The organism is Mesorhizobium sp. B1-1-6, from assembly GCF_006443035.1.
Lineage (GTDB): Bacteria > Pseudomonadota > Alphaproteobacteria > Rhizobiales > Rhizobiaceae > Mesorhizobium.
The window spans coordinates 243,367-264,051 of sequence record NZ_VFWR01000010.1; the positions used below are offsets into that span (position 1 = coordinate 243,367).

General features: G+C 63.2%; 21 protein-coding genes. 9 read left to right on the forward strand and 12 right to left on the reverse strand.

What is annotated here, in order from left to right; all coding sequences use genetic code 11:
• Window positions 1-51: 51 nt before the first annotated feature.
• Window positions 52-1,110: a glycerophosphodiester phosphodiesterase family protein gene (locus FJ979_RS21250; RefSeq protein WP_140583449.1), complete on the reverse strand. Its 1,059-nt coding sequence runs from the start codon at window positions 1,108-1,110 to the stop codon at window positions 52-54.
• Between the two features lie 96 nt (window positions 1,111-1,206).
• A complete protein-coding gene (locus FJ979_RS21255; protein ID WP_140583452.1) occupies window positions 1,207-2,415 on the reverse strand; it encodes an acyltransferase in 1,209 nt (402 codons plus the stop codon).
• A gap of 123 nt (window positions 2,416-2,538) precedes the next feature.
• Here FJ979_RS21255 and speB point away from each other — a divergent pair, with 123 nt between their 5' ends.
• The 3 genes from speB to FJ979_RS21270 are packed head-to-tail and all read left to right on the forward strand — an operon-like array spanning window position 2,539 to window position 5,341.
• Window positions 2,539-3,546: an agmatinase gene (gene speB, locus FJ979_RS21260; RefSeq protein WP_140493966.1), complete on the forward strand. Its 1,008-nt coding sequence runs from the start codon at window positions 2,539-2,541 to the stop codon at window positions 3,544-3,546.
• Between the two features lie 29 nt (window positions 3,547-3,575).
• Window positions 3,576-4,502: an N-acetyl-gamma-glutamyl-phosphate reductase gene (argC, locus tag FJ979_RS21265; RefSeq protein WP_140493968.1), complete on the forward strand. Its 927-nt coding sequence runs from the start codon at window positions 3,576-3,578 to the stop codon at window positions 4,500-4,502.
• On the forward strand, window positions 4,499-5,341 hold the full coding sequence (locus FJ979_RS21270) for an aminoglycoside phosphotransferase family protein (protein WP_210241477.1): 843 nt from the start codon (window positions 4,499-4,501) through the stop codon (window positions 5,339-5,341). The genes argC and FJ979_RS21270 overlap by 4 nt, the downstream gene beginning before the upstream one ends.
• Before the next feature lie 82 nt (window positions 5,342-5,423).
• On the opposite strand, the gene FJ979_RS21275 is transcribed toward FJ979_RS21270, so the two are convergent.
• Window positions 5,424-6,512 carry a COX15/CtaA family protein gene (locus FJ979_RS21275; RefSeq protein WP_140565223.1) on the reverse strand — a complete coding sequence of 363 codons (1,089 nt, stop codon included), beginning with the start codon at window positions 6,510-6,512 and terminating at the stop codon, window positions 5,424-5,426.
• Between the two features lie 183 nt (window positions 6,513-6,695).
• Here FJ979_RS21275 and FJ979_RS21280 point away from each other — a divergent pair, with 183 nt between their 5' ends.
• A complete protein-coding gene (locus tag FJ979_RS21280) occupies window positions 6,696-6,911 on the forward strand; it encodes a DUF2842 domain-containing protein (protein ID WP_140522178.1) in 216 nt (71 codons plus the stop codon).
• A gap of 17 nt (window positions 6,912-6,928) precedes the next feature.
• Here the strand turns inward: FJ979_RS21280 and FJ979_RS21285 are convergent, their stop codons facing one another.
• Window positions 6,929-7,987 (reverse strand): polysaccharide deacetylase family protein, encoded by a 1,059-nt coding sequence (locus FJ979_RS21285; protein WP_140583458.1) that lies wholly within the window; start codon window positions 7,985-7,987, stop codon window positions 6,929-6,931.
• An 88-nt stretch (window positions 7,988-8,075) separates the two neighbouring features.
• On the opposite strand from FJ979_RS21285, the gene FJ979_RS21290 reads away from it, so the two are divergent.
• Window positions 8,076-9,302, forward strand: a complete 1,227-nt coding sequence (locus tag FJ979_RS21290; RefSeq protein ID WP_140560588.1) for a GNAT family N-acetyltransferase — start codon at window positions 8,076-8,078, stop codon at window positions 9,300-9,302.
• Window positions 9,303-9,348: 46 nt separating this feature from the next.
• Here the strand turns inward: FJ979_RS21290 and FJ979_RS21295 are convergent, their stop codons facing one another.
• A complete protein-coding gene (locus FJ979_RS21295; RefSeq protein WP_140583461.1) occupies window positions 9,349-11,598 on the reverse strand; it encodes an exopolysaccharide transport family protein in 2,250 nt (749 codons plus the stop codon).
• 253 nt (window positions 11,599-11,851) lie between these two features.
• Here FJ979_RS21295 and FJ979_RS21300 point away from each other — a divergent pair, with 253 nt between their 5' ends.
• The 4 genes from FJ979_RS21300 to FJ979_RS21315 all read left to right on the forward strand — a co-directional run bounded on the left by FJ979_RS21300 (window position 11,852) and on the right by FJ979_RS21315 (window position 16,470).
• Complete coding sequence (locus FJ979_RS21300; RefSeq protein WP_140493982.1) at window positions 11,852-12,415, forward strand: polysaccharide biosynthesis/export family protein; 564 nt, start codon at window positions 11,852-11,854, stop codon at window positions 12,413-12,415.
• 9 nt (window positions 12,416-12,424) lie between these two features.
• Entirely contained in the window at window positions 12,425-13,555 is a 1,131-nt protein-coding gene (locus FJ979_RS21305; protein ID WP_140583464.1) for a glycosyltransferase family 4 protein, read from the forward strand.
• A 93-nt stretch (window positions 13,556-13,648) separates the two neighbouring features.
• Complete coding sequence (locus tag FJ979_RS21310) at window positions 13,649-15,184, forward strand: undecaprenyl-phosphate glucose phosphotransferase (protein WP_140493986.1); 1,536 nt, start codon at window positions 13,649-13,651, stop codon at window positions 15,182-15,184.
• A complete protein-coding gene (locus FJ979_RS21315; protein WP_140583467.1) occupies window positions 15,181-16,470 on the forward strand; it encodes an O-antigen ligase family protein in 1,290 nt (429 codons plus the stop codon). Before FJ979_RS21310 ends, FJ979_RS21315 begins: the two co-directional genes overlap by 4 nt.
• 85 nt (window positions 16,471-16,555) lie before the next feature.
• On the opposite strand, the gene FJ979_RS21320 is transcribed toward FJ979_RS21315, so the two are convergent.
• The 7 genes from FJ979_RS21320 to FJ979_RS21350 all read right to left on the reverse strand — a co-directional run bounded on the left by FJ979_RS21320 (window position 16,556) and on the right by FJ979_RS21350 (window position 20,586).
• Window positions 16,556-17,743: a site-specific integrase gene (locus FJ979_RS21320; protein WP_140583469.1), complete on the reverse strand. Its 1,188-nt coding sequence runs from the start codon at window positions 17,741-17,743 to the stop codon at window positions 16,556-16,558.
• 219 nt (window positions 17,744-17,962) lie between these two features.
• Window positions 17,963-18,457, reverse strand: coding sequence for a hypothetical protein (locus FJ979_RS21330; protein ID WP_140583476.1), 495 nt, complete (start codon window positions 18,455-18,457; stop codon window positions 17,963-17,965).
• Window positions 18,454-18,651, reverse strand: a complete 198-nt coding sequence (locus FJ979_RS21335) for a hypothetical protein (RefSeq protein WP_140583478.1) — start codon at window positions 18,649-18,651, stop codon at window positions 18,454-18,456. Before FJ979_RS21335 ends, FJ979_RS21330 begins: the two co-directional genes overlap by 4 nt.
• 154 nt (window positions 18,652-18,805) lie before the next feature.
• On the reverse strand, window positions 18,806-18,970 hold the full coding sequence (locus FJ979_RS32625; protein WP_181175163.1) for a hypothetical protein: 165 nt from the start codon (window positions 18,968-18,970) through the stop codon (window positions 18,806-18,808).
• Window positions 18,967-19,608, reverse strand: coding sequence for a hypothetical protein (locus tag FJ979_RS21340; protein WP_210239646.1), 642 nt, complete (start codon window positions 19,606-19,608; stop codon window positions 18,967-18,969). Before FJ979_RS21340 ends, FJ979_RS32625 begins: the two co-directional genes overlap by 4 nt.
• Window positions 19,601-20,233 carry a hypothetical protein gene (locus FJ979_RS21345; protein ID WP_140583481.1) on the reverse strand — a complete coding sequence of 211 codons (633 nt, stop codon included), beginning with the start codon at window positions 20,231-20,233 and terminating at the stop codon, window positions 19,601-19,603. The genes FJ979_RS21340 and FJ979_RS21345 overlap by 8 nt, the downstream gene beginning before the upstream one ends.
• A complete protein-coding gene (locus tag FJ979_RS21350) occupies window positions 20,230-20,586 on the reverse strand; it encodes an HNH endonuclease signature motif containing protein (RefSeq protein WP_140583484.1) in 357 nt (118 codons plus the stop codon). The genes FJ979_RS21345 and FJ979_RS21350 overlap by 4 nt, the downstream gene beginning before the upstream one ends.
• Window positions 20,587-20,685: the final 99 nt, after the last annotated feature.

The following is a 20,685-nucleotide window of genomic DNA, read 5'->3' on the forward strand; positions in this document are numbered from 1 at the left end:
TCAGCAGGCGCCGGCCTGCGACAACCAGGCCGGAACTTCAGCCGCGGCAAATCAATTGATGCTGGCGGTCGCGGCAGGTTCGACGCGTTCGCCCGTCCCCGCATAGGGCACGCGAAACCCATTTGCTGCCAGCCAGCCTATCGCCGCCTTCGGCTCATCGGTCTGGATGATTGTGGCGCCGCGATCGGCCCAGAAGCCCCAGGCTTCACGCGGCAGGCTGGCCTGAACCGCCAGTTCATCGCCCCGACCGCCGGCAAGGAAGCCGCCGGGCTTGTTGACGATGGCGTAGGTGTCGGCCCAGATGTGCCAGTCGCCCCTCACCGCGGCCGCGCGCATGCGCGTGCTGAACAGCGCTCCGCCAGTCTCGGTCAACGTCTCCGCGCCGGCGCGCCAGTTGATCAGCTCGATCGCGCGCGGCGCAAAAGCATGGTCGACCGTCGCGACGAAACCGGCGTCATGCACTGCGTCGTCGGCGATGATCGGCATGAACTGGAAGCCGCTGCCGACCGCTTCCATGGCAGCCTTCACCGTAGCGATCCTGGTCTGGCTCCACAGGTTTTCCTTGACGATGACCTGGTCGGCCATGCCGAGATCTCGCGCCACCGCGACCATACCCGCCAGGTCCCCAACCTCGAGCTTGTTGTCGAGATTGATGAGGATCTTGTCCCGGGTCGCCAGCAGCATCTCGCGCAGCGTCGAGACTGTCTCGTCGGTGACGGCGCCCGTGCCTTCGATCACCAGCCGGCAGCTCTCCAGTTCGGCCAGCGTGTACTTAACCACCTCACCCTTGCAGGTCGTGGTGCGATCAAGCCAGCTGTCATGCATGACGACGAACTCGCCGTCCTTCGAGCGCCGGATGTCGACCTCGACGATCTCGGCGCCGATCGCGATCGAGCCTTCGACGGCGGCGAGCGAATTTTCCGCATACAGCCTCTTGCCGGTCTGCATGCTGCCGGCGCGATGCGCGGCCACCATGACGTGGTCGCGCCACTGATTGGCATGTTCGAAGCGGTCGAGGATCTGCCTCGCACGGGTTTCGCCCGCCATTGACTGGCTGGCGGAAGCCGCCAGCGTGACGGAAAACAGAAGGCTCGGCCAGAAGGTCCGCATCGAGAATCGCTCCATTCCGGATCGAACCGGGAATAGGCGATGCCCGTGACATCTAGGTGAACGAAGCCGGCTAGCGGTTGCCAGCGATATGTCGCCTCAGATGCGTTTCGACAGTCGGCGGAACCAGGCCATCGCAGGCATCTCGACGAAACGCCAGGTAATCCAGGAGACACCTATCGTGGCAAGGAGCATGACGAGGATCGCAACGTCCCCCGCCCAGCCGGCGCCGAAGCCGGTCGCCGGCTCTCCGCGCAAGACGATGTCGCCGACAAGACCGAGGCCGAGCTTGCGCTCGACCAGGCCGGCGACATTGATCATGCGCGCCTGGACGAAGATGTGGACCATGTAGATCGAGTAGGACAGCGCGCCGAGCGTCAGAATGAGTGGGGTTCTCAGAAAGACACTGATCCAGCCCCCCTCATGAGCAAAGAGAAACAATGCCAGTGCAAACACCAGCGGTGCTGCGATCCCGGCATCATTGTCGCCCGCCAGTGCGACGAAAAGCACAATGACAGCCGCCATGACGATTTCGGCAAGGGTCCAGCTCAGCAACGGGCCGGTCCGGGCAAGCGCCTGTCGCGCGCCTGCAATGGAATCATGCTGGAACGAGGCAAGCAAGGCGCCGAGCGAGAAGCCGTACAGGCAGCGTATGAAGCCGAAATCGAAGGACACATCCATATGGTGGGTCGAGAAGCCAAGCAGAAACAGAGGCGCGGTGATGGCGGCGGCGACGAACCACACCCAGGCGCGTGCCCCGGCGGTGAAGACCACTCCCGCGAACAACAGGTAGGCGAAGAACTCCGCCGAAATGCTCCAGCTTGGCGCATTCCAAGTCAATTGGTCATCGAAGCCGACCCCCTGGAGCAGCAGCAGATTGCTAAGCAGGCTCTCGAGGCTGAAGCCGCCGGTGAAGGGAGCGGCACCGGCGCCATGCACCTGCGGCAGCATCAGCCGCAGCAGCTCGAATCCGGCAAAAGCGGCGAGCATGAGAAAGTGCAGCGGATAGATGCGGCCGAAGCGCACCAGCGCAAAGCGTGCGACCTCCCGCGGCTGGTTCAGCCGCCAGCCATAGGAGCTGGCGATGACGAAACCGGAGAGAACGAAGAAGAAGTCGACAAACAGATAGGACGAACCGACAAAGGCGCTTTGCGAGATCGTCGAAGCGGTCGGGAAGTGGAACAGCGCCACCAGCAGGGCGCAGATGCCGCGCCACGAATCGAGAACCGGGAACCGCTCACCCGCCACCGTGCCGGACTGGATCGACGCCGCGCCATGGGGAGAATCAAGAAACGCGGTCTGCGTCATGATGATACAATCCTGTCTCGCGGCGGCACCGCGCCCGCGCCGTTTCGTTTCCCCAAGCTGTGACTGGCATGTTGCGTGCCGGTTCTGTAGTTGTTGCACCCCGATGAAAACCAAGGATCCGTAATGGCGAACAAGAACATCGACCATGCCTTCACAGCCCGCTCGAAGACGGGCGCTTCGCTGGAGCCGACCTATGCCGGCGCGCTGTCGTTCATGCGACGCAAATACACGAAGGATGTGAAGGGCGCGGACGCTGTGGTTTGGGGCATCCCTTTTGATGCCGCCGTCACCAATCGGCCCGGCGCGCGTTTCGGGCCGCAGGCGATCCGCCGCGCCTCGGCAATCCTCGACAACGATCCGCAATATCCCTTTTCGCGCGATCTGTTCGAGCACCTCGCGGTGGTCGACTATGGCGATTGTCTGCTTGATACCGGCAACCACCAGAAGACGCCGGGGACGATCGAACGCGAGGCGGCCAAGATCCTGAAGTCAGGTGCCTTCCTGCTGTCGCTGGGCGGCGACCATTTCGTCACCTGGCCCCTGCTCAAGGCACATGCCGCAATCCATGGCCCGCTCGCTCTGGTGCAGTTCGATGCGCACCAGGATACCTGGGAGGATGACGGCAAACGCATCGACCATGGATCCTTCGTCGGCCGCGCGGTCAAGGAAGGCATTATCGATCCCGACCGCTCGATCCAGATCGGCATCCGCACCCACGCGCCCGACACGTTCGGCATCAAGATCCTCTACGGTCACGAGATCGAGGAGATGCGTGCATCCGACATCGCCTACGCCATCGTCGACAGGACGGGCGGCAAGAAGACCTATCTCACCTTTGATATCGACTGCCTTGATCCCGCCTATGCACCCGGCACCGGCACGCCGGTCGCCGGCGGGCCGTCCTCTGCAAAGATCCTGTCGACGCTGCGCCAGCTCAACCAGATCGATATTGTCGGGGCCGATGTCGTGGAGGTTGCGCCGGCCTACGATCACGCCGATATAACGGCGATTGCCGGCTCGATGATCGCCATGCAGTATCTCGGCCTGCTGGCCGAGCGGAAAGCACGGCTCGAAGAGCTGAACAACGGCAGCCACAACGGTGCCGCGGTGAACCAAGGCAACGGCATATAGTTTTCGATATCAGGGAATTTGATCAGCCAATGAAACCGAAAATCTTCATCGACGGCGAGCACGGCACCACCGGTCTCCAAATCCGGGCGCTGCTTGCCGAGCGCGGCGACCTGGAGATCATTTCAATTCCCGCCGAGCGCCGCAAGGAAACGGCGGCGCGAGCCGAATTCCTCAATGCCGCCGACGTTGCGATCCTGTGCCTGCCGGACGATGCGGCGAAGGAGAGCGTGTCGCTGATCTCCAACGAGACCACCAGGGTCATCGATGCTTCGACCGCGCATCGCGTAGCGCAAGGCTGGGAATATGGCTTTGCCGAGATGGACAAGGAGCAGGCGAAGAAGATCGGGGCGGCGAAACGCGTCGCCAATCCCGGCTGCTGGCCGCAGGGACCGATCGCGACGCTGCGGCCGCTGGTCGCCGCCGGCCTGCTGCCTGCGGATTTCCCGGTCACAGTCAACGGCATCTCGGGTTATTCGGGCGGCGGCCGCCCGATGATCGAGGACTATGTCGCCAAGGGCGAGGACGCCTCTGAATTCCTGCCCTACGGGCTCACCCTCCAGCACAAGCACGTGCCGGAGCTCAGGGCCTATGCGAAACTGTCGCACGATCCGATCATGCAGCCAGCGGTGGGCAATTTCGCGCAAGGCATGATCACGGTGGTGCCGCTGCAGCTCGGTGGCCTCGACCATGTGCCGACCGGTGCGGAACTCCATGCAGCCATCGCCGACCATTTCGCCGCCATCAAGGGCGGCGTGGTCGAAGTGGCGCCCTATGCGCATGTGGAGCGCATTCCGGAGATCGATCCGGAAATCTACAATGGCACCAACCGAATGAAGCTCTACGTCTTTGCCAATGACAAGCGCGCGCAGGCCCTGCTGCTCGCCGTTTACGACAATCTCGGCAAAGGGGCATCGGGGGCTGCCGTACAGAACATGGACCTGATGCTCGGCCTCTGATGGCGGCACCGGCATTTCCGGACCGTTGGAAGATCAGCGCGCCCGAGCTCATCGCCGAGACCTTTTCGAGCCGCATCTGGAAGGTGCGGCGCGAGGACGGCTCGCCGGCGATCGTCAAGGCGCTGAAGCCATTCGATGGCGTCGCAGACGAGTTGCGCGGCGAGCATTTCCTTGCCTGGCGGCGCGGCGAAGGCGCCGTGCGGCTGCTGGGCCGCGACGGGCATTCCATGTTGCTCGAATATGCCGGGGAGACCATGCTGTCGCATGTTCTTGCCGAGCAGGGAGATTTGGCCGCCACGGAAATCGCGGCGGAGGTGATGGCAAAGCTGTTTTCGCCATCGGATCACCCCGCTCCGCCCGACCTGCAGCCGCTTCGGGAACGATTTTCCAGCCTGTTCAAGAAAGCGGAGGCCGACCGTGTCGTTGGCCGGAACAGCCTTTATGTCGAAGCGGCGGAAATCGCCGACCGGCTGCTGGGTGGTCCGCATGATGTCAGGCCGCTGCATGGCGACCTCCATCACGACAACATCATGCACGGAGCACGCGGCTGGCTGGCGATAGATCCGAAGAGCGTTCTCGGCGACCCGGGATTCGATGCCGCGAACATGTTCTACAATCCTCTTGATCGCGACGACCTTTGTCTCGATCCCCCACGGATTGCCGGGATGGCTGAAGTCTTTGCGCGAACGCTGAGCCAGACGCCGGCGGCAATACTGGATCACGCCATCGCCTATGGCTGCCTGTCGGCTTCCTGGCACCATGAGGACGACAACGCGATCGAGGAGAACCGCGAACTGTCGGTCGCAGCAGCGATCCGAACGGTACGGCTCGGCTTCTGATCCGTGCCGCCTTGCGTCAGGCGGAATTCGACGGCGACAAGACGATGGCGCAGTCGAACGTTCTGGATGTGACCGGAGAGACTCAGCGTCCGAGGGCGATCTCGTGGGGCAAGGGATATGCGCCCTTGGTGCCGCGCCAATGCGCGGCGGCGAACCCCAGCACGATCAACGCGAATCCCTGGTGGATCAGCGCCATGTGCAGCGGCACATGCATCAACAGCGTGCCGATGCCGACGGAGGCCTGCACCAGCACCAGGGCAAACAACAGCGTCGCGCGACGAGCATGCGTTGAACCGGGCAGACGGCGACGCGTGGCGATCATGTGCCACAGGGCGACGACGAACACCGTGTAGGCGCCGATCCGGTGCACGAACTGCACCGTCTTGGGGCTTTCGAAGAAATTGCGCCATGCCGGCTCCAGGATCAGCAGATCGCCGGGAATGATCTTGCCGTCCATCAGCGGCCAGGTGTTGTAGCTCAGGCCAGCGTGGAGCCCGGCGACCAGACCGCCGAGATAGATCTGGATCAGCGCCAGAAGCACTATGAAACCAGCCAGTTTCTGGGTCGAACGATCGGCCGCAGGTTCCGAATGCGGCGCCAGGCCGCGCGCGACGACCATGGTCGCCGTGAAGATCAGGGCGGCAAGCGTCAAATGGGTGGCGAGCCGGTATTGGCTGACCGAGACGCGGTCGACCAGACCCGAGGCAACCATCCACCAGCCGATGGCGCCCTGCAGACCGCCGAGAAGCAGGATGCCGACCAGCTTCGGCCCCAGTCCGCGCTCGATGCGGCGCGCCGCCCAGAAGAACAGCAGCGGCAAGGCGAAGACCAGGCCGACGCTGCGCGCCAGGAGACGATGCGCCCACTCCCACCAGAAGATCGACTTGAATGCCTCGATGCTCATGCCCTTGTTGAGCTCGGCATATTGCGGGATCTGCTGATAACGCTGGAATTCCTCTTGCCATTCGGCGTCGTTGAGCGGCGGGATGACGCCGTGGATCGGCTGCCACTCGGTGATCGACAGGCCGGACTCGGTGAGCCTTGTGGCGCCGCCGACCAGCACCAGCGCGAACAGCACCAGAAGCACCACGTAGAGCCAGCCGCGCACCAGCGCGCGGTTGTGCAGATCGCGGTCACGCGCCTCGTAAGGCGCGGCAGTAATGGCGGCCATGGATTTATCCCGGCAGGTTGAAGTCGCGGATTGGTGGACCATCGCACTCCCGCATGCAAGACCGGGCGGCGCGGCACGCCGTCGCGCCGCGTCTGTCGGGTTGCACAGCTTCGCGTCAAGGCCTATGGCGAAGCCGACACATTGAGCTGGGCCGCACTTTACCCCGGCTCCAGGAGGCCAACCATGCCCGTGCGCCTGAAAAAGCTGATCGGAATGTTCCTGCTGGTGGCGCTTGTCATCATCTACGCGCTGGTCGCATCGATCTTCGCGGTCGCCCGGCTGTCCGAGGCGGGCCCGTGGACGCATTTCCTGTTCTTCCTGCTAAGCGGCCTGCTCTGGGTGCTGCCGGCCATGGGCATCATCAAATGGCTGATGCTGGAGCCTCGGCCCAAGCGCTGAACCGTTGCCGGCCGGCCTCAGATGGTGACCACCATCCTTCCGGCGTTGGCGAGCGGCGTCGTCACGCCAGACAGCATGGTGCGGATGTGGGCGAGGTTCTGATAACGGCCGTTGACCGAGATGCGCGGCAATGCGTGCAGGAAGCCGGCGTGTTCGGCGCGCAGCACGCCATGACGGGTGGTCACGGCCGAGGTGTAGCCGGCATCGCGGACAAAGCCCACTTCGCGGCAGCCGACGGCGCTGGCATAGCCGTAGGGATAGGCGAAATGGCGCGGCTCCTCGCCCAGCTCGGCTCGCAGGATGGACTTCACCCCGACGATTTCGTGCCGCGCGTCGGCTTCTGAAAGCCGCTTCAGATTGCTGTGATTGATCGTATGAGCACCGATCGTTACGAGCGGATGCGCTGCGATCGCGCGGATCTCCGACCAAGTCATCAGCGTGTCGACGCGCGGCCGGCCGGCGTCGACGCCGTTCGCATGCGCCAGTTCGCGCAGCACGGCGCGCAGGTCCTCCTCGCGAACCTCGCTGGTGAGATAGGTGTGCAGCCGTGCGATGGCCTGGAGCTTTTTGGCCGGGCTGGTGCAGTCGATCGTCGTTTTCCCTTCGGACGTCGTCAGGGTCAGGCGATCGCCCGCGTTGACGAGATCCTCGACCACGTCCCACCACAGATCCGCAGTGCCGTTGATAAGCCCCGGAGCCACATAGATGGTGATCGGCGCGCCGTGCTTTTCCAGCACCGGCAAGGCCTCGGTCATGTTGTCGCGATAGGCGTCGTCGGCGGTGATGGCGGCGAACTGGCCGCCCTTGCCGCGCGCCGCGATACGCTCCACCGCCTCGTCAATCGAGACGAAGGCGTAGCCATCCGCCTTCAGGCCGGCGATCATGGCGTCGAGGAAGCCGGGCGCAATGTTGAGATGACGGTTGACGCTGTCGGGCTTTTCGGGCTTTGCCGTAACGCGGTGCAGCATGAGGATGGCGCCAATACCGCCGACCAGCGGCTTGGCCAGCGGTGCGAGGCCGGTATAGCGGGCGACGTTGAGCGCCAGCTTTCGGATTGCCTCCCCGCCGTCGATCATTCCTTCACCTTTTGCGCCTAGGCTGAACCAAGCACGGATACGCCTGAGCGCCCCCAAATCGGCAGCAATACGCCCTAAGGATTGAGGTATGGTTGACGCGGCCGCGTCATTTGACGGCAATCGCCTGGCGGCAATCGAAGCCTCGCCCAGTGTGCCGCCAATAGAGCCGGCTGGGCTGTCGGTTTCCACCGCTTCCGCCGATGGGCTCGCGGCCTATGCCGCGTTCTGCCGCTCCGCCGTGTTCGCGCCGGCGCAGAGTGCGGTTTGGGTCCGCAACTGGGCCGCGCAGGTCGAGCCGGACCCGGTCGTGGCGATGCTGAATTGCGAAGGCAGACCGGTTTTCGCACTGGCGCTGGAGGTCGTCGGCCGTGGGCCGTTCCGCGTTGCGCGCTTCATGGGCGGCCGCCACGCCAATGGCAATTTCGTCGCCGCCGACCCGCAATGGCTTGCCAGGGCGGACAGTGCGGCTATTCGTTCGACCCTGGCGGCCATAGCCGAGGCTCGCCCCGACATCGATCTCGTCGCCTTCGAACGCCTGCTGCCCGACCTCGATGGCGTAGCCAACCCACTCGCCTCGTTCGATTATTTCGACAGCCCGAACCTGTCGCTCGCCGTCGACCTGGTCGGCGGTTTCGATGCACTGCTCTCTCGCGCAAACGGAAAGCGCAAACGCAAGAAGCACCGCTCGCAGACGCGCAAGTTCGAGGCCATCGGCAGCCATCGGCGCATCGAGGCGCGGACCGTGGACGAGGTCGGCCGGCTGCTCGACGGCTTTTTCGAGATGAAGGAATCCCGCTTCCGCAGGATGGGCATCGCCAACGTCTTCGGCGACAATCAAGTGCGCGCGTTCTTCCGTGCTCTGTTCACCGAGGCGCTTGCCGAGGATAAGCCCTCCTTCGTGCTGCACGGGCTCGAGGTCGCCGGCAAGCTTCGCGCCGTGACCGGATCGAGCCGCTCGGGCAAACGGCTGATCTGCGAGTTCGGCGCGATCGCCGAGGATGACCTCGCCCACACCAGCCCCGGCGACTTCCTGTTCTTCGACAATATCCAGGAAGCCTGCGAGGCGGGTTTCGACGTCTATGATTTCTCGGTCGGCGACGAGCCGTACAAGCGTTTATGGTGCGATATCGAAACGCAGCACTTCGAGGTGCTGGTTCCGCTGACGTCGAAAGGCCGGGCACTGGCGCTGGGGCTGCGGCAAAGCGCCAGGCTGAAAGCCGTCGTCAAGAACAGTCCGACGATCTGGAAGCTGACCAAGCTGCTGCGTCGCAAGGCCGCTGGCCAGGCGCCGGCGCCCGCCGAGGACGGTAGCTAACCCGCCCACCTTCCAACGTGATGACCACAAGCGCCGCTCATCGGACTCAAGCCGCCGAGCGCCTTCCCGGCACCGGGGTGCCCGGCGGTTCGTGGCCGAGCGGGGTCACCAGCGTCAACTCCGGATAGCCATTCTCGATAAGCTTGACGGCGGCCTGCGTCACCTCATCATCCGGCTCCAGCATGGAGAGGAACACCTCGGTCGCATCGCCACCCAGACGGCTGATGCCTCGGGCGTCGGCGGGACCGCATTCGACTACCACCAGGTCATAGGCGGTGGTCAGCGATTGCATGATGATCGGCAGCCGGTCGGCGGCGCGCATGGCGCGAACCGGATCGGCGGTGCCGACAGGAATGACATGGCAGTCGGAATAGAGGTCGGGGTGGATGACTTCGCTGAACTGCGCCTGCGACGCGAGCAGATTGGTGATGCCCGGGAACAGTCCGCTGTCGAGCATCGGTCGCGAGGCGGCGCCGGAAGCCGTGAGATCGAGCAGCAGCACACGCAGGCCGGCGTCGGAGACCTCGCGCGCCACCAGGATCGCGGACGCGGCCGCCTCGTCACCTTCCGGCGACACGAAGATGGCGCGCGCGGCGCCGCTTGCGATCAGCTTTTCCGCCGCTTTTTCAACGTCGATCTCGCCCAGCACCGAACGCGGCCTGGTTTTGGCGACCGGGACGGCCTCGGCAACAGGGACGGTTTCGGCGACCGGTGCGCCGGCGGCGGGTTCGACCTCTATGGCAGATTCCGCCGGCGAGGGCAGATCCGGTTCCACCATCATCTCCGGTTCCACCGCTTTCTCAGCGTGGTGCTCAGGCCCGGACTCTGGAATGATCGTCGTTTCCCTGGCCGCGACCGGCATCGCCACCTCGTCGATCGGCTCGAAGCGAGCGCCGCTGGCCGGGCGCATGGCGCGGCCGGAAAAGAGTTCGCGCAGCAGCGTGAACACCGACATGAGCAAAAGCGAGGCGGCAAAAGCAGCACCGACGATCGGCCCGATCTTGGGGAAGTAGGCCTCGGAAGGCACTACGGCCTTCGAGATGACACGCGCGTCGACCGGCACGTAATTGCGATCCTGGCGCGAAGCCGCCTCGCGGTAGTTGGTCAGGTAAAGTTCGAGCTGCTGGCGCTTGGCGGCAGCGTCACGCTGCAGCGCATCGAGACCGACCTGCTGTTCGCCTGCCTCCGCGGAAGCCGCCTTCAGCGTGTTGACGTCGGCGACGAGCTGGCTCTCACGTGACTTGGCGGCATCGGCCTGCATAGCCAGCCCCTTCATCACCTTCTGAGCTTCGCTGCGGATCTGCGCGTCGAGATCGGCCAGCTGTGATTTTGCCGCGCGAATGCGCGGATGATTGTCGAGCAGCGTCGTCGACAGGTCGGCGATGTTAGCGCGCAGTTCGACCTGCCGTTCGCGCAAGCGCTGGATCAGATCGGATGACAGCACCTCGGGCAGCGAATCCAGCGAGCCGCCATTCTGCAGCGCCTTGCGCACGCTGTCGGCGGTGCCCTCGGCGGCGGCGCGGTTGGCCCGCACCCGCGACAATTCGGTCGACAGTTCGGCCAGTTGTTGGGTGGCGAGCACAGAATTGTTGCCGCCCACCAGAAGGTCCGACTGGGCGCGATAGGCGGCGACCTTGGCCTCGGCATCCCTGACCTGCTTCTGCAGATCGGCGATCTCGGGAGCCAGGAAGTCCGCCGCGGCGGTGTTGGATTCGAGCTTGGCCGCGCCCTGCCCGGCAATGTAGGCGGCGGCAATGGCATCGGGGATAGCAGCCGCGAGCTTGGGATCTTCCGAGGAGAACTCGATGGCGATGATACGCGTCTTTTCGACGCCATAGACGTTGAGCTTCTCGCGCATCTTCTTCAGGACGCGTTCGTCGACCGGAATATCCATGGGATCGTTCTTCAACCCCACCAGGATCAGCAGGCGGTTGAGAGGCGACATATCGACAGTTTCGTCGAATTCGTGCAATCGCGACAGATCAAGCTTCTGCGCTACCTGCTTGAGGATTTCGTTGGACGAAATGATCTGGACCTGGGTGGCGACGCCTTGCTCATCGAGGATAGGCTTGTCGCTGTCATTGCTGCCGGCCGGGCGCGTGTAGACGGATTCACGCGTATCGATCTGAACCTGCGTCTGGGCCTTGTAGTGCTTGGTTGCCAGCGAAGCGAGCGCAAACGCCAACCCGGTAACCACCAGGGAGACGACCAATATTCGCAGCCAGTTCCTCGCCAGGCTGGCAAAGAGCTGCCTGAGATCGACGTCAACGTCTGCGGCCGTGGACTGAACGGACATGCATCCTACTCCGATACGGATCGCATGCACCGTAAACAACTATGGTAACTCAGCCGTTAAGATCACAGGAAGCTTCCGTCAGGGCTTACTGGCAGGCGCCAAGCAAAACCGTCAAAATTATAAAACTCCTGCCGATCGATGCCGTATCGATCGCGCCCTTTACCGGCCATTAACCCTAACAGGACGATAACGGACGCGCTCTCAGATGTTTGCTGCGCCGCCGCAGCGGCCAGTCGAAGGTATGTGTCCTGTCATGAAAAGCACTGCTTCCCTCTTTCGCGCGCTGCTTGCCGTGTCGATGCTTGCTGGCTGCTCCAGCTACCGGCCGACGCCGGCCGCCTTCCACGAGGTGCTCGATCAACCCTATCGCCTGGGCGCCGGTGACCGCGTCCGCGTCACCGTGTTCGAGCAGGACGGGCTGACCAACACCTATAGTGTCGACCAGTCCGGATATCTCTCCTTCCCGCTGGTCGGCGCCGTGCCGGCCCGCGGCCACACCGCCCAGCAGATGGAAAAGGAAATCGCCGACAAACTGCGCCAAGGCTATCTGCGCGATCCCGATGTTTCCGTCGAGATCGACCGCTACAGGCCTATCTTCGTCATGGGCGAAGTGGGCGCCGCCGGCCAGTATTCCTATGTGCCCGGCCTCACCGTTCAGAAAGCCGTCGCCATTGCCGGCGGCTTCACGCCGCGCGCCAACCAGGAAAGCGTCGACATCACCCGAGATATCAACGGCAAGGTGATGACCGGCCGGGTTGTCACGTCAGACCCGCTGCTGCCCGGAGATACTGTCTATGTGCGTGAACGTCTGTTCTGACGAACACACGTGGCGGACAAACTCAGGATCGTCCATTGCTTTCGTTCACCTGTCGGCGGGATCTTTCGGCATGTGCGGGACCTCGCGGAAGCTCAGGTCGCCGCCGGCCATTCGGTCGGCGTCGTGTGCGATTCGACCACAGGCGGGGAATACGAGGAGCGCCTGTTCGAGCGGATGAAGGCCATGCTGGCGCTCGGCATCCATCGCACGCCGATGCAGCGCCATGTCGGACTGGGCGATCTCGCCTCGGCCTGGCGCACCTACGGAATCATCAAGGAATTGCGGCCGGACGTGCTGCACGGGCACGGCGCCAAGGGTGGCGCCTATGCCCGTCTGTTCGGCTCACTGTTGCGGGTATCAAGGTCTCGCGTAGCCCGCCTTTATTCGCCGCATGGCGGTTCTCTCCACTATGACGAGAGCACGTTCACGGGAAAGCTGTTCTTCGCGCTCGAGCGATCCATGGCTCACTTCACCGACTGTCTGCTGTTCGTCTCGGACTATGAGCGACGCACCTATCGCAGGAAGGTCGGCGAGCCGCCCATTCCGAACGCGCTGATCTACAATGGCCTGCGCGCGGCTGAGTTCGACCCCGTTCCGGAGAAGCCCGGAATGGTGGACCTGCTCTACATCGGCATGATGCGTGACCTCAAGGGACCCGACATCTTCATCGACGCGCTGGCCCTTGCCGGGACACGGCTCGGACGCCCGCTGGGCGCGGTCATGGTGGGCGACGGCGACAACCTGCCTCGGTACCGCGCGCAAGTGAGGCGGCTCGGGCTTGACGGCAATGTGCGTTTCCTGCCGCCGATGCCGGCCAGGGATGCCTTTGCGCTGGCCGCGCTGGTCGTCGTTCCTTCGCGCGCCGAAGCATTGCCGTATGTCGTGCTCGAGACGTTGGCGGCAGGAAAACCGATGATCGCCACGGCCGTTGGCGGCATACCGGAGATCTTCGGCGCCGATTCCCCTGCCCTGATCAGACCTGATCCGTTGCAGCTTTCCGACAAGATGGCCGAAGCGCTGGCCGATCCCGCCGCCTATCGAAAACTGATGCCCGATCGCGCCGATCTGGAGGCACGCTTCGGAGCCGATGTCATGGCCGCCGAGATCGAGAAAGCGTATTTCGCGGCGCTGGCCAAATAAACCACAAGCCCAAGCCCTTCCAAAGCCACGCGTTGTTTCAAGGGTTTCTTAGCTCTCTTTTGCTATTGCCTGGGGGAAGCTTGCGGAAATCCCATGAACGAGATCGATCCCGTGCACCGCTTTTCGGCAGAGGCTGTGCGCAAACTCGACACCCCGACCGATGGCGGCATGCCGGGCGGCATGAATGATGTCGCCCGTCAGGTCGCCTCGCAATACCGGCGCGATACGATGTCGCCGATCATGGTCAGCGGCGTCCTGCGGATGGTCGAGTTCGCAGTGCTGTTCCTTTCCGGCCTCGGCGTCTATTTCTACTTTGTCGGCTTCTTCAACTATTTCGCCTGGCAATATCCGCTGACGATCGCCGCCGCGTCGTTCCTTGCAGTGGTGCTGCTCGACGTCACCGATTGCTACCAGATCGTCTCGCTCATGCGGCCGATCGCCAATTTTGGACGTTTGCTGCTGGTCTGGGCCGGCACGTTCGCCCTCATGGCGCTGACGGCATTCGTGATGAAGATATCTGAAAACTATTCACGATTGCTGTTCGGCACCTGGTTCGCCGTCGGTTTCATTCTCATCTTCGGCCTGCGGCTGGTGATGTCGAAGCTGATCCGGCGCTGGGCGCGCGACGGCCACATGGAGCGGCGCGCCGTCATCGTCGGCGGCGGCAAGGCAGCGGAGGTCCTGATCCGCTCGGTCGAGAGGCAGCCCTACAACGACATCCGCATTTGCGGCATTTTCGACGATCGCAGCGACAAACGCTCGCCGCCTATCGTCGCCGGCTATCCCAAGCTCGGCACAATCTCGGAGCTGATCGAATTCGCCCGCATCGCCCGCATCGACATGCTGATCGTGTCGCTGCCGCTGACCGCCGAATCGCGCGTGCTGCAATTGCTGAAGAAACTGTGGGTGCTGCCGGTCGACATCCGGCTGTCGGCGCATTCGAACGCGCTGCAGTTTCGTCCACGCGCCTATTCCTACATCGGCTCGGTGCCGATGCTCGACATCTTCGACAAGCCGATCAACGACTGGGATTCGGTGGCCAAGCGCGCCTTCGACATCGTTTTCAGCCTGATCGGCATCGTCGTGTTCTCACCGGTGATGCTGGCGACCGCTATCGCCATCAAGCTCGACAGCAAGGGACCGGTGCTGTTTCGCCAGAAGCGGCATGGTTTCAACAATGAGGTGATCGAAGTCTACAAATTCCGCTCGATGTATGCCGACCGGTCGGACCCGACCGCCAGACAGACGGTCACCAAGAACGACCCGCGCGTTACCCGCGTCGGCCGCTTCATCCGCAAGACCTCGATCGACGAGCTGCCGCAGTTCTTCAATTCGCTGCTGGGTTCGCTGTCGCTGGTCGGCCCGCGGCCGCACGCGATTGCCGCGCAGTCGCACAACCTGCTCTACAACGAAGTGGTCGACGGCTATTTCGCGCGCCACAAGGTCAAGCCCGGCGTTACCGGCTGGGCGCAGATCAATGGCTGGCGCGGCGAGATGGACACCAACGAGAAGATCCGCATGCGGACGGAATACGACCTCTATTATATCGAGAACTGGTCGATGCTGTTCGACCTGCGGATCCTGTTCCTGACGCCGATTCGGCTGCTCAACACGGAAAACGCCTATTGAGCGCGGTCACCCATGACCTGCCGCGCGCGGCGGTCAATGCGAAGCTGATCGCGCTGATTTCCTCGGGCGCGGTCGGGCTCGGCATCCTGCTTTCCGGCTTCGTCATCAGCGAGCCGGCTCCTTACGAGATCTACATGGCCGGCCTGATCGCCATCTGGGCGCTTTTCGGTTTGAGGATTTCGCACGCGGCCGCGCCGCTGCTGGTGCTTCTGGTGACGATGAATATCGGCGGCATGATCGCCATGACGCAGATGTCAGACCTCGCCAACACGCCGCTCTACCTTGCAGTGTCGCTGTTTCTCGCCTTCAGCGCGGTCTTCTTCGCATCGGTCACCGCCACGCAGCCGAGCCTCTACCGGCTGATCTTCATTGCCTATGTCGTATCCGCGGTGATGACTTCGCTGCTCGGCATAGCAGGGTATTTCCATGCCTTCCCGGGCGCGGAGATGTTCACCAAATACGACCGCGCCGCAGGCGCCTTCCAGGACCCGAACGTGTTCGGGCCGTTCCTAGTTCTGCCCGGCATCTATCTGCTCTATCTGCTGCTGACCGGGCCGGTCTCGCGCATGCCGCTGCTGGCGGTGCCGCTGCTCATCATCACATCAGGCATCTTCTTCTCCTTCTCGCGCGGCGCCTGGGGCATGTTTGCCGTCTCTGCCGTTCTGCTTACCGGCTGCCTGTTCCTGCAGAGCAACAGCGGCATGTTCCGGCTGCGCGTGGTGGTGATGACCATCGCGGCATTGTCGCTGCTGACGATCGCCATGATCGTCATCCTGCAGCTGCCGGGCGTGGCGGAAATGTTCTCCAACCGTGCCCATCTCGAACAGAGCTACGACACCGCCCGCCTCGGCCGCTTCGCCCGCTATGCGATCGGCTTCCAAATGGCGATGGAGCACCCGTTCGGCATCGGGCCTCTGGTGTTCGGCACCATCTTCGGCGAGGACACCCACGACATCTGGCTGAAGATGCTGATGGATTATGGCTGGCTCGGCTTCGTATCGTTCCTGACGCTTGTCCTCTGGACGATATGTGCCGGATTCCGTATCCTGCTGCGCGACCGGCCATGGCAGCCCTATCTCCTGTGCGCCTATGTCGCCTTCATCGGCAATGTCGGGCTCGGCACCTTCATCGACATCGACCATTGGCGCCACGTCTATCTGCTGCTCGGATTGGTCTGGGGCGCGATCGCGCTGGAACACCGTCATCAGCGGCAATTACGGCTGGCGATGCCGGGCTCAACAGCCATCGCATTCACACCAGCGCGACAAGCGCCGAATTTCGGTTGACCCGAGCGGGGTTATCACGATACATCGCGACCGGTCCGGAGTGTAGCGCAGCCCGGTAGCGCACTTGACTGGGGGAAAAATGCTCTCAGCCGGCTTTCCCCAAATCTTTCAAGCCCTTGACCGTCGTCTCTCTCGTTTTCGTGGGACTTTCCGTGGGACCTTTTGCGCCGGCGGCTTCTAGGGCGTTGAGGACATCTTCAACCATCGCATGCGCGTATTTCGTCGTGGTTTTGATGTCTTCGTGGCCGAGCAGCTGCTGCACCACCTTCAGATTGCTGTTGCGCAGCACGCGCGTCGCCGCGGTGTGGCGGGTATCGTGGAAGTGGAAGTTCTTGACGCCCGCCTTCGGCACCGCCCGGCGCATCGCGATCTTCAGGCCGGCCTCAGTGAGCGGGTATCGGTTGCCTTTGATGAGGCCGCGATTGCCCATCTTGACCGTCCGGGCGGCAACATAGGTGAACACCTTCTCGGCGTGGAAGTTCTGCTGGGCCCAGAGGATCTCGAATGTCCGCTTCGTCATAGGCACGACCCGGCTCTTGTTGCCCTTGCCGATCACGGTGAACTGGCGGCCGAAGAAATCGACCCGAGACCACTCGAGGCCGAGGATCTCCATCCGCCGGCAGCCGTTGATGAAGGCAAATTCGACGGCGACATCGTAGCCGCGGCCGAGCTCGGCCATGATTGCGGCCTCCTCGCCAGTGCTGGCTTCGCGAACTCGCTCCTTGGGCTCCGGCAACAGATGTTCGGACCAGTCGATCGTCGCCGTCCTGGCGCCCCAGAGGGCGCCGGCGCGCAGAATGATCTCGCGCAGCGGCTGCGTCACCGTCCGGTTCACCGTGGCGTTGCTGACCCGCCGTCGCACCTCCGGCGTCTTGTACTTGCGGCCAGGTAATCGTTGTGACGGCACGAACTCGCCGCGACGCTTCGCCACCATAGCGGCAACCTTGCTGTCGCCGATCTCCTGGAGGAGGGTCAATTCGCCGAAGTGATCCTTCAGCCAGCCCATCGACCAGAGCGTGTTTGACGCGTTTTCGTGGTGCTGACCGACTTCCTGCCAATATCTTGCCGTGGCGTTGAGAAGGGTGAGGTCTGGCGCAAACAGGGCGGCCTCAGCCTTGATGACAGCGCGGGCCTCCTCGCGCTTAATCTTCTCTATCTGTTTGGCTTCCCGCTCCGTTTTGCGTTCAGTGCTTCCAGAAAATCGGCGACCGCCGAGCTGGAAATCGTACGAGAACGCGCCATCCTTGGCGTCGGGCCTTCGATAGACGGACATTCTGCGACCTTCTTTCTCCGCGCCTTCCAGGCATTGAGGTCGTCGAGCTCGTACCGTGGAGTTTCGCGCTTTTTTCCCTGCCCGACGTTGATGTACGGGATCTCGCCAGCCTTGCGCATCGCGCGCAAGGTGTCTTCGCCTATGCCCAGTTCCGCGCATGCCTCCTCAGGCGTCAAGAGCGGCATGGCGATGGTCCCCATGTTTCTGGATGATATGGCATCAGTCGTAGCCCTCCAGCCAAAGCCGGTAGGTCTTGTCGATCTCGCGGAAGCTGGCGGCCTTACCTTCATCGTAGTCGAAATCGATCCGGCTCTCGACGCTGCACAGCGCCTTCAGGCATTTCGCGGCATCGTCAACCGACGCGATGGTCATTCCATATTTCTTCGCCAAGAACGTCCAGAACCCCTTCTCACCGCAGATGATCCCGGCCTGGCGGGCAAGCGGACCGCCCTTGCGTGGCGGATCGACGGGCGCCGCCGTTGCCGTGTTGATTTTTTCCTCCGCTTCGGATGTGCTCTGCGCTCGGCCGTCGACCGTGTATTCGTACTCGCCAACGCGGAAACTGACCTCCGCCGGCCCGACAACATCGATGACGACTTCATCGCCCTCGATCCGGATGCGCCAAGCATCACAATCGCCGGCGGCGCCACCGAGCAGGTGCTCGATCGCTTCGCGGACCGGCCATGTGTAGCGGTGGACGAGCGTTGGCGTCATAGCCCGATCTCCTCGAGGAAGGTTTCCAGCCCGGCCGGCTTGTCCGGCGTCAAGAAGAACGCGCGGACGCGATCCCAATGGCGGTTCCATAGCCGGTCAAATTTGGTGCCCATGGTGAACGCCTGTGGGGCACCTCGATCTGGAGAATCGTGCTTCCTACCGCGCCGGCGGAAATCGTTGCCCTTGGCAGCCATGCGGGTGATCAACTTCGATCGACGACGGAGCTGCCTGTCGCGATGGCGGAGCGACATCGGGAGCAGCTTCCAGCACTTTCCGCAGACGACAGTTCCCACGCCATCTTCAGCTTTGAATGTGCGCCCACAGCGCGGGTTGAGGCATGGGGTCCGGTCAGACACGCTCACCTCCCCACGACTGCGAATTGCCGATCAGGCCGAAGAGGCTGTCGCCGAACTCCATGATCTCGCCGGCAGTCTTCAGCCGATCGGCGATGGCGACGAACTGCATGTGCATGCTGTCGCCAGCGCGGAGGCGGGTGAGGACGGCTTCGATCATGGTGCCACCTGATCGATATTGCGGCATTCAACGCTGAAGGTGACGGCCACAACCCACGGGTTGGTGTCCCATCCGAAGCCGCGATCGTGATTTAAGCTGTCCCATAGCCCGCAATAACTTGTGATCGGGCTGGCGGCATGATGGTCGTTGGCGATATGAAACAGCCCATCAACGGACTGGACACCCTCGGCGACCGCGTCGGCTTCGCTGATGTCCTGCAAGCGCTGCACCCGAACATCGGTGACGGTCAGCGTCAGCCGCGAAGCCCAGCGCGGCATGTGCATGCCCTGGCGGAAGCGGCCGAGCTTGGTGATGGCTGGATACCCGCAGGTCTGATGGACACCGTCCGCCACGTATAAAATGGCTTCATCGCCGCCCATAGCCGCGGGCGAAACGTCGTCGTACGCCGCATGGGTTTTCCATGCCTCGCGGACATAAAGGCGGTCGCCGACGGCATACGGAATGCGGAAATAATGGTTCATCGTCAACAGACCGGCGCCGGTAGACAAATGGAAATCGTCGACACGACGGAGGTGCGGCAGAGTTGTCTCGGTAGCGACCCGCCGCGTCTGCGTCTTGGTGCCGGCGAGCAGCGCGCGGACCATCGGGGCGGAAAACAGGATGGGGAGATCAGCCACAGCCACCCTCCTCTGAGGCCGCCGCCGGCTTCAGCCAGCGTTCCCCATAGACGTGGACGACTTTCGTGCCGACCTGCTGCAAAACGACGCCATGCTTGCCCTCGCGCGTGACATAGCTGCCCTGCGCCGTGCCTTCGAAGCCGTCGTGTTCGATGCGGTGCACCGCTCCCAGTTCTGGCGCCGTGGGGGTGGAAAGGGCAAAGCGGTCCCAAGCTTCGCTATCGGTGTCGTCTCCGAACTTGCCCGCTGCTTCACCGGCGCTGAAGCCTGCGAAGAACGCCGTCCTGACCTCCCCTGGAGCGGGTGGCGGGGATAGGGATGCGATGACGAGGCGTGCGCGTGCGAGGCATTGGTCTAAATCGGCGGATCGGCTCGCCTTGTTCGGTGCGTAGTCGAACATGTCTGTTAGGCCGTATCCATTCAACGTGGCACCGGCCATGGTTGCCTGCCGGGCCTCGTCATCGCATCGCAAAATATCGGTGAGCGCTGCGAGTGCCGTGTCTCCCTTGGCGGCGGGTAGCGCGGCAAGCAGAGCTGTGATGCCGGCGACTGAGAACGTCGCTCGCTCCTTGCCGGCGTGCTTCTCGACGTGCGTGCGAATAGCCTGGATATGATCGTCGCTCATGCTGCGATACCCAGCGGAACTTGTGCAAGGATCTCGGCGCGCGTCGCCCAACGGAGATTGGTCTCAACGTTGTCGAGCGTGTCGCCGTTGCGGTGCAGGACGTCGGCGTTGTCGAACGGCGCGGGACCGTGGAACGCCTCGCAAACGAGGCGATGAACCTTGTGAGTCTTGCCACGGAAGCGGATCACGCGGCGCGGCCTACTGACATCGCGGGCTATGTTGCCAAGCCAAGCATGCCCGCCATAGGTGCGGACACCGCCGTAAGGCATCTCCCTCTGATAAGCCAAGACGCGGATGCGGCCGAAGCTGCTGACCTCAAGCCCGTCGACCGACGGCTTCCAAACCTCGGTCATCAGCGCCACTCCATAAAAAATGGGATGTCGTCGTCAAGGTCGCTATTTGATCGCCGACCGGCACCGCCACCGCCCTGCCCGCTAGCGTGGCCACTGCCC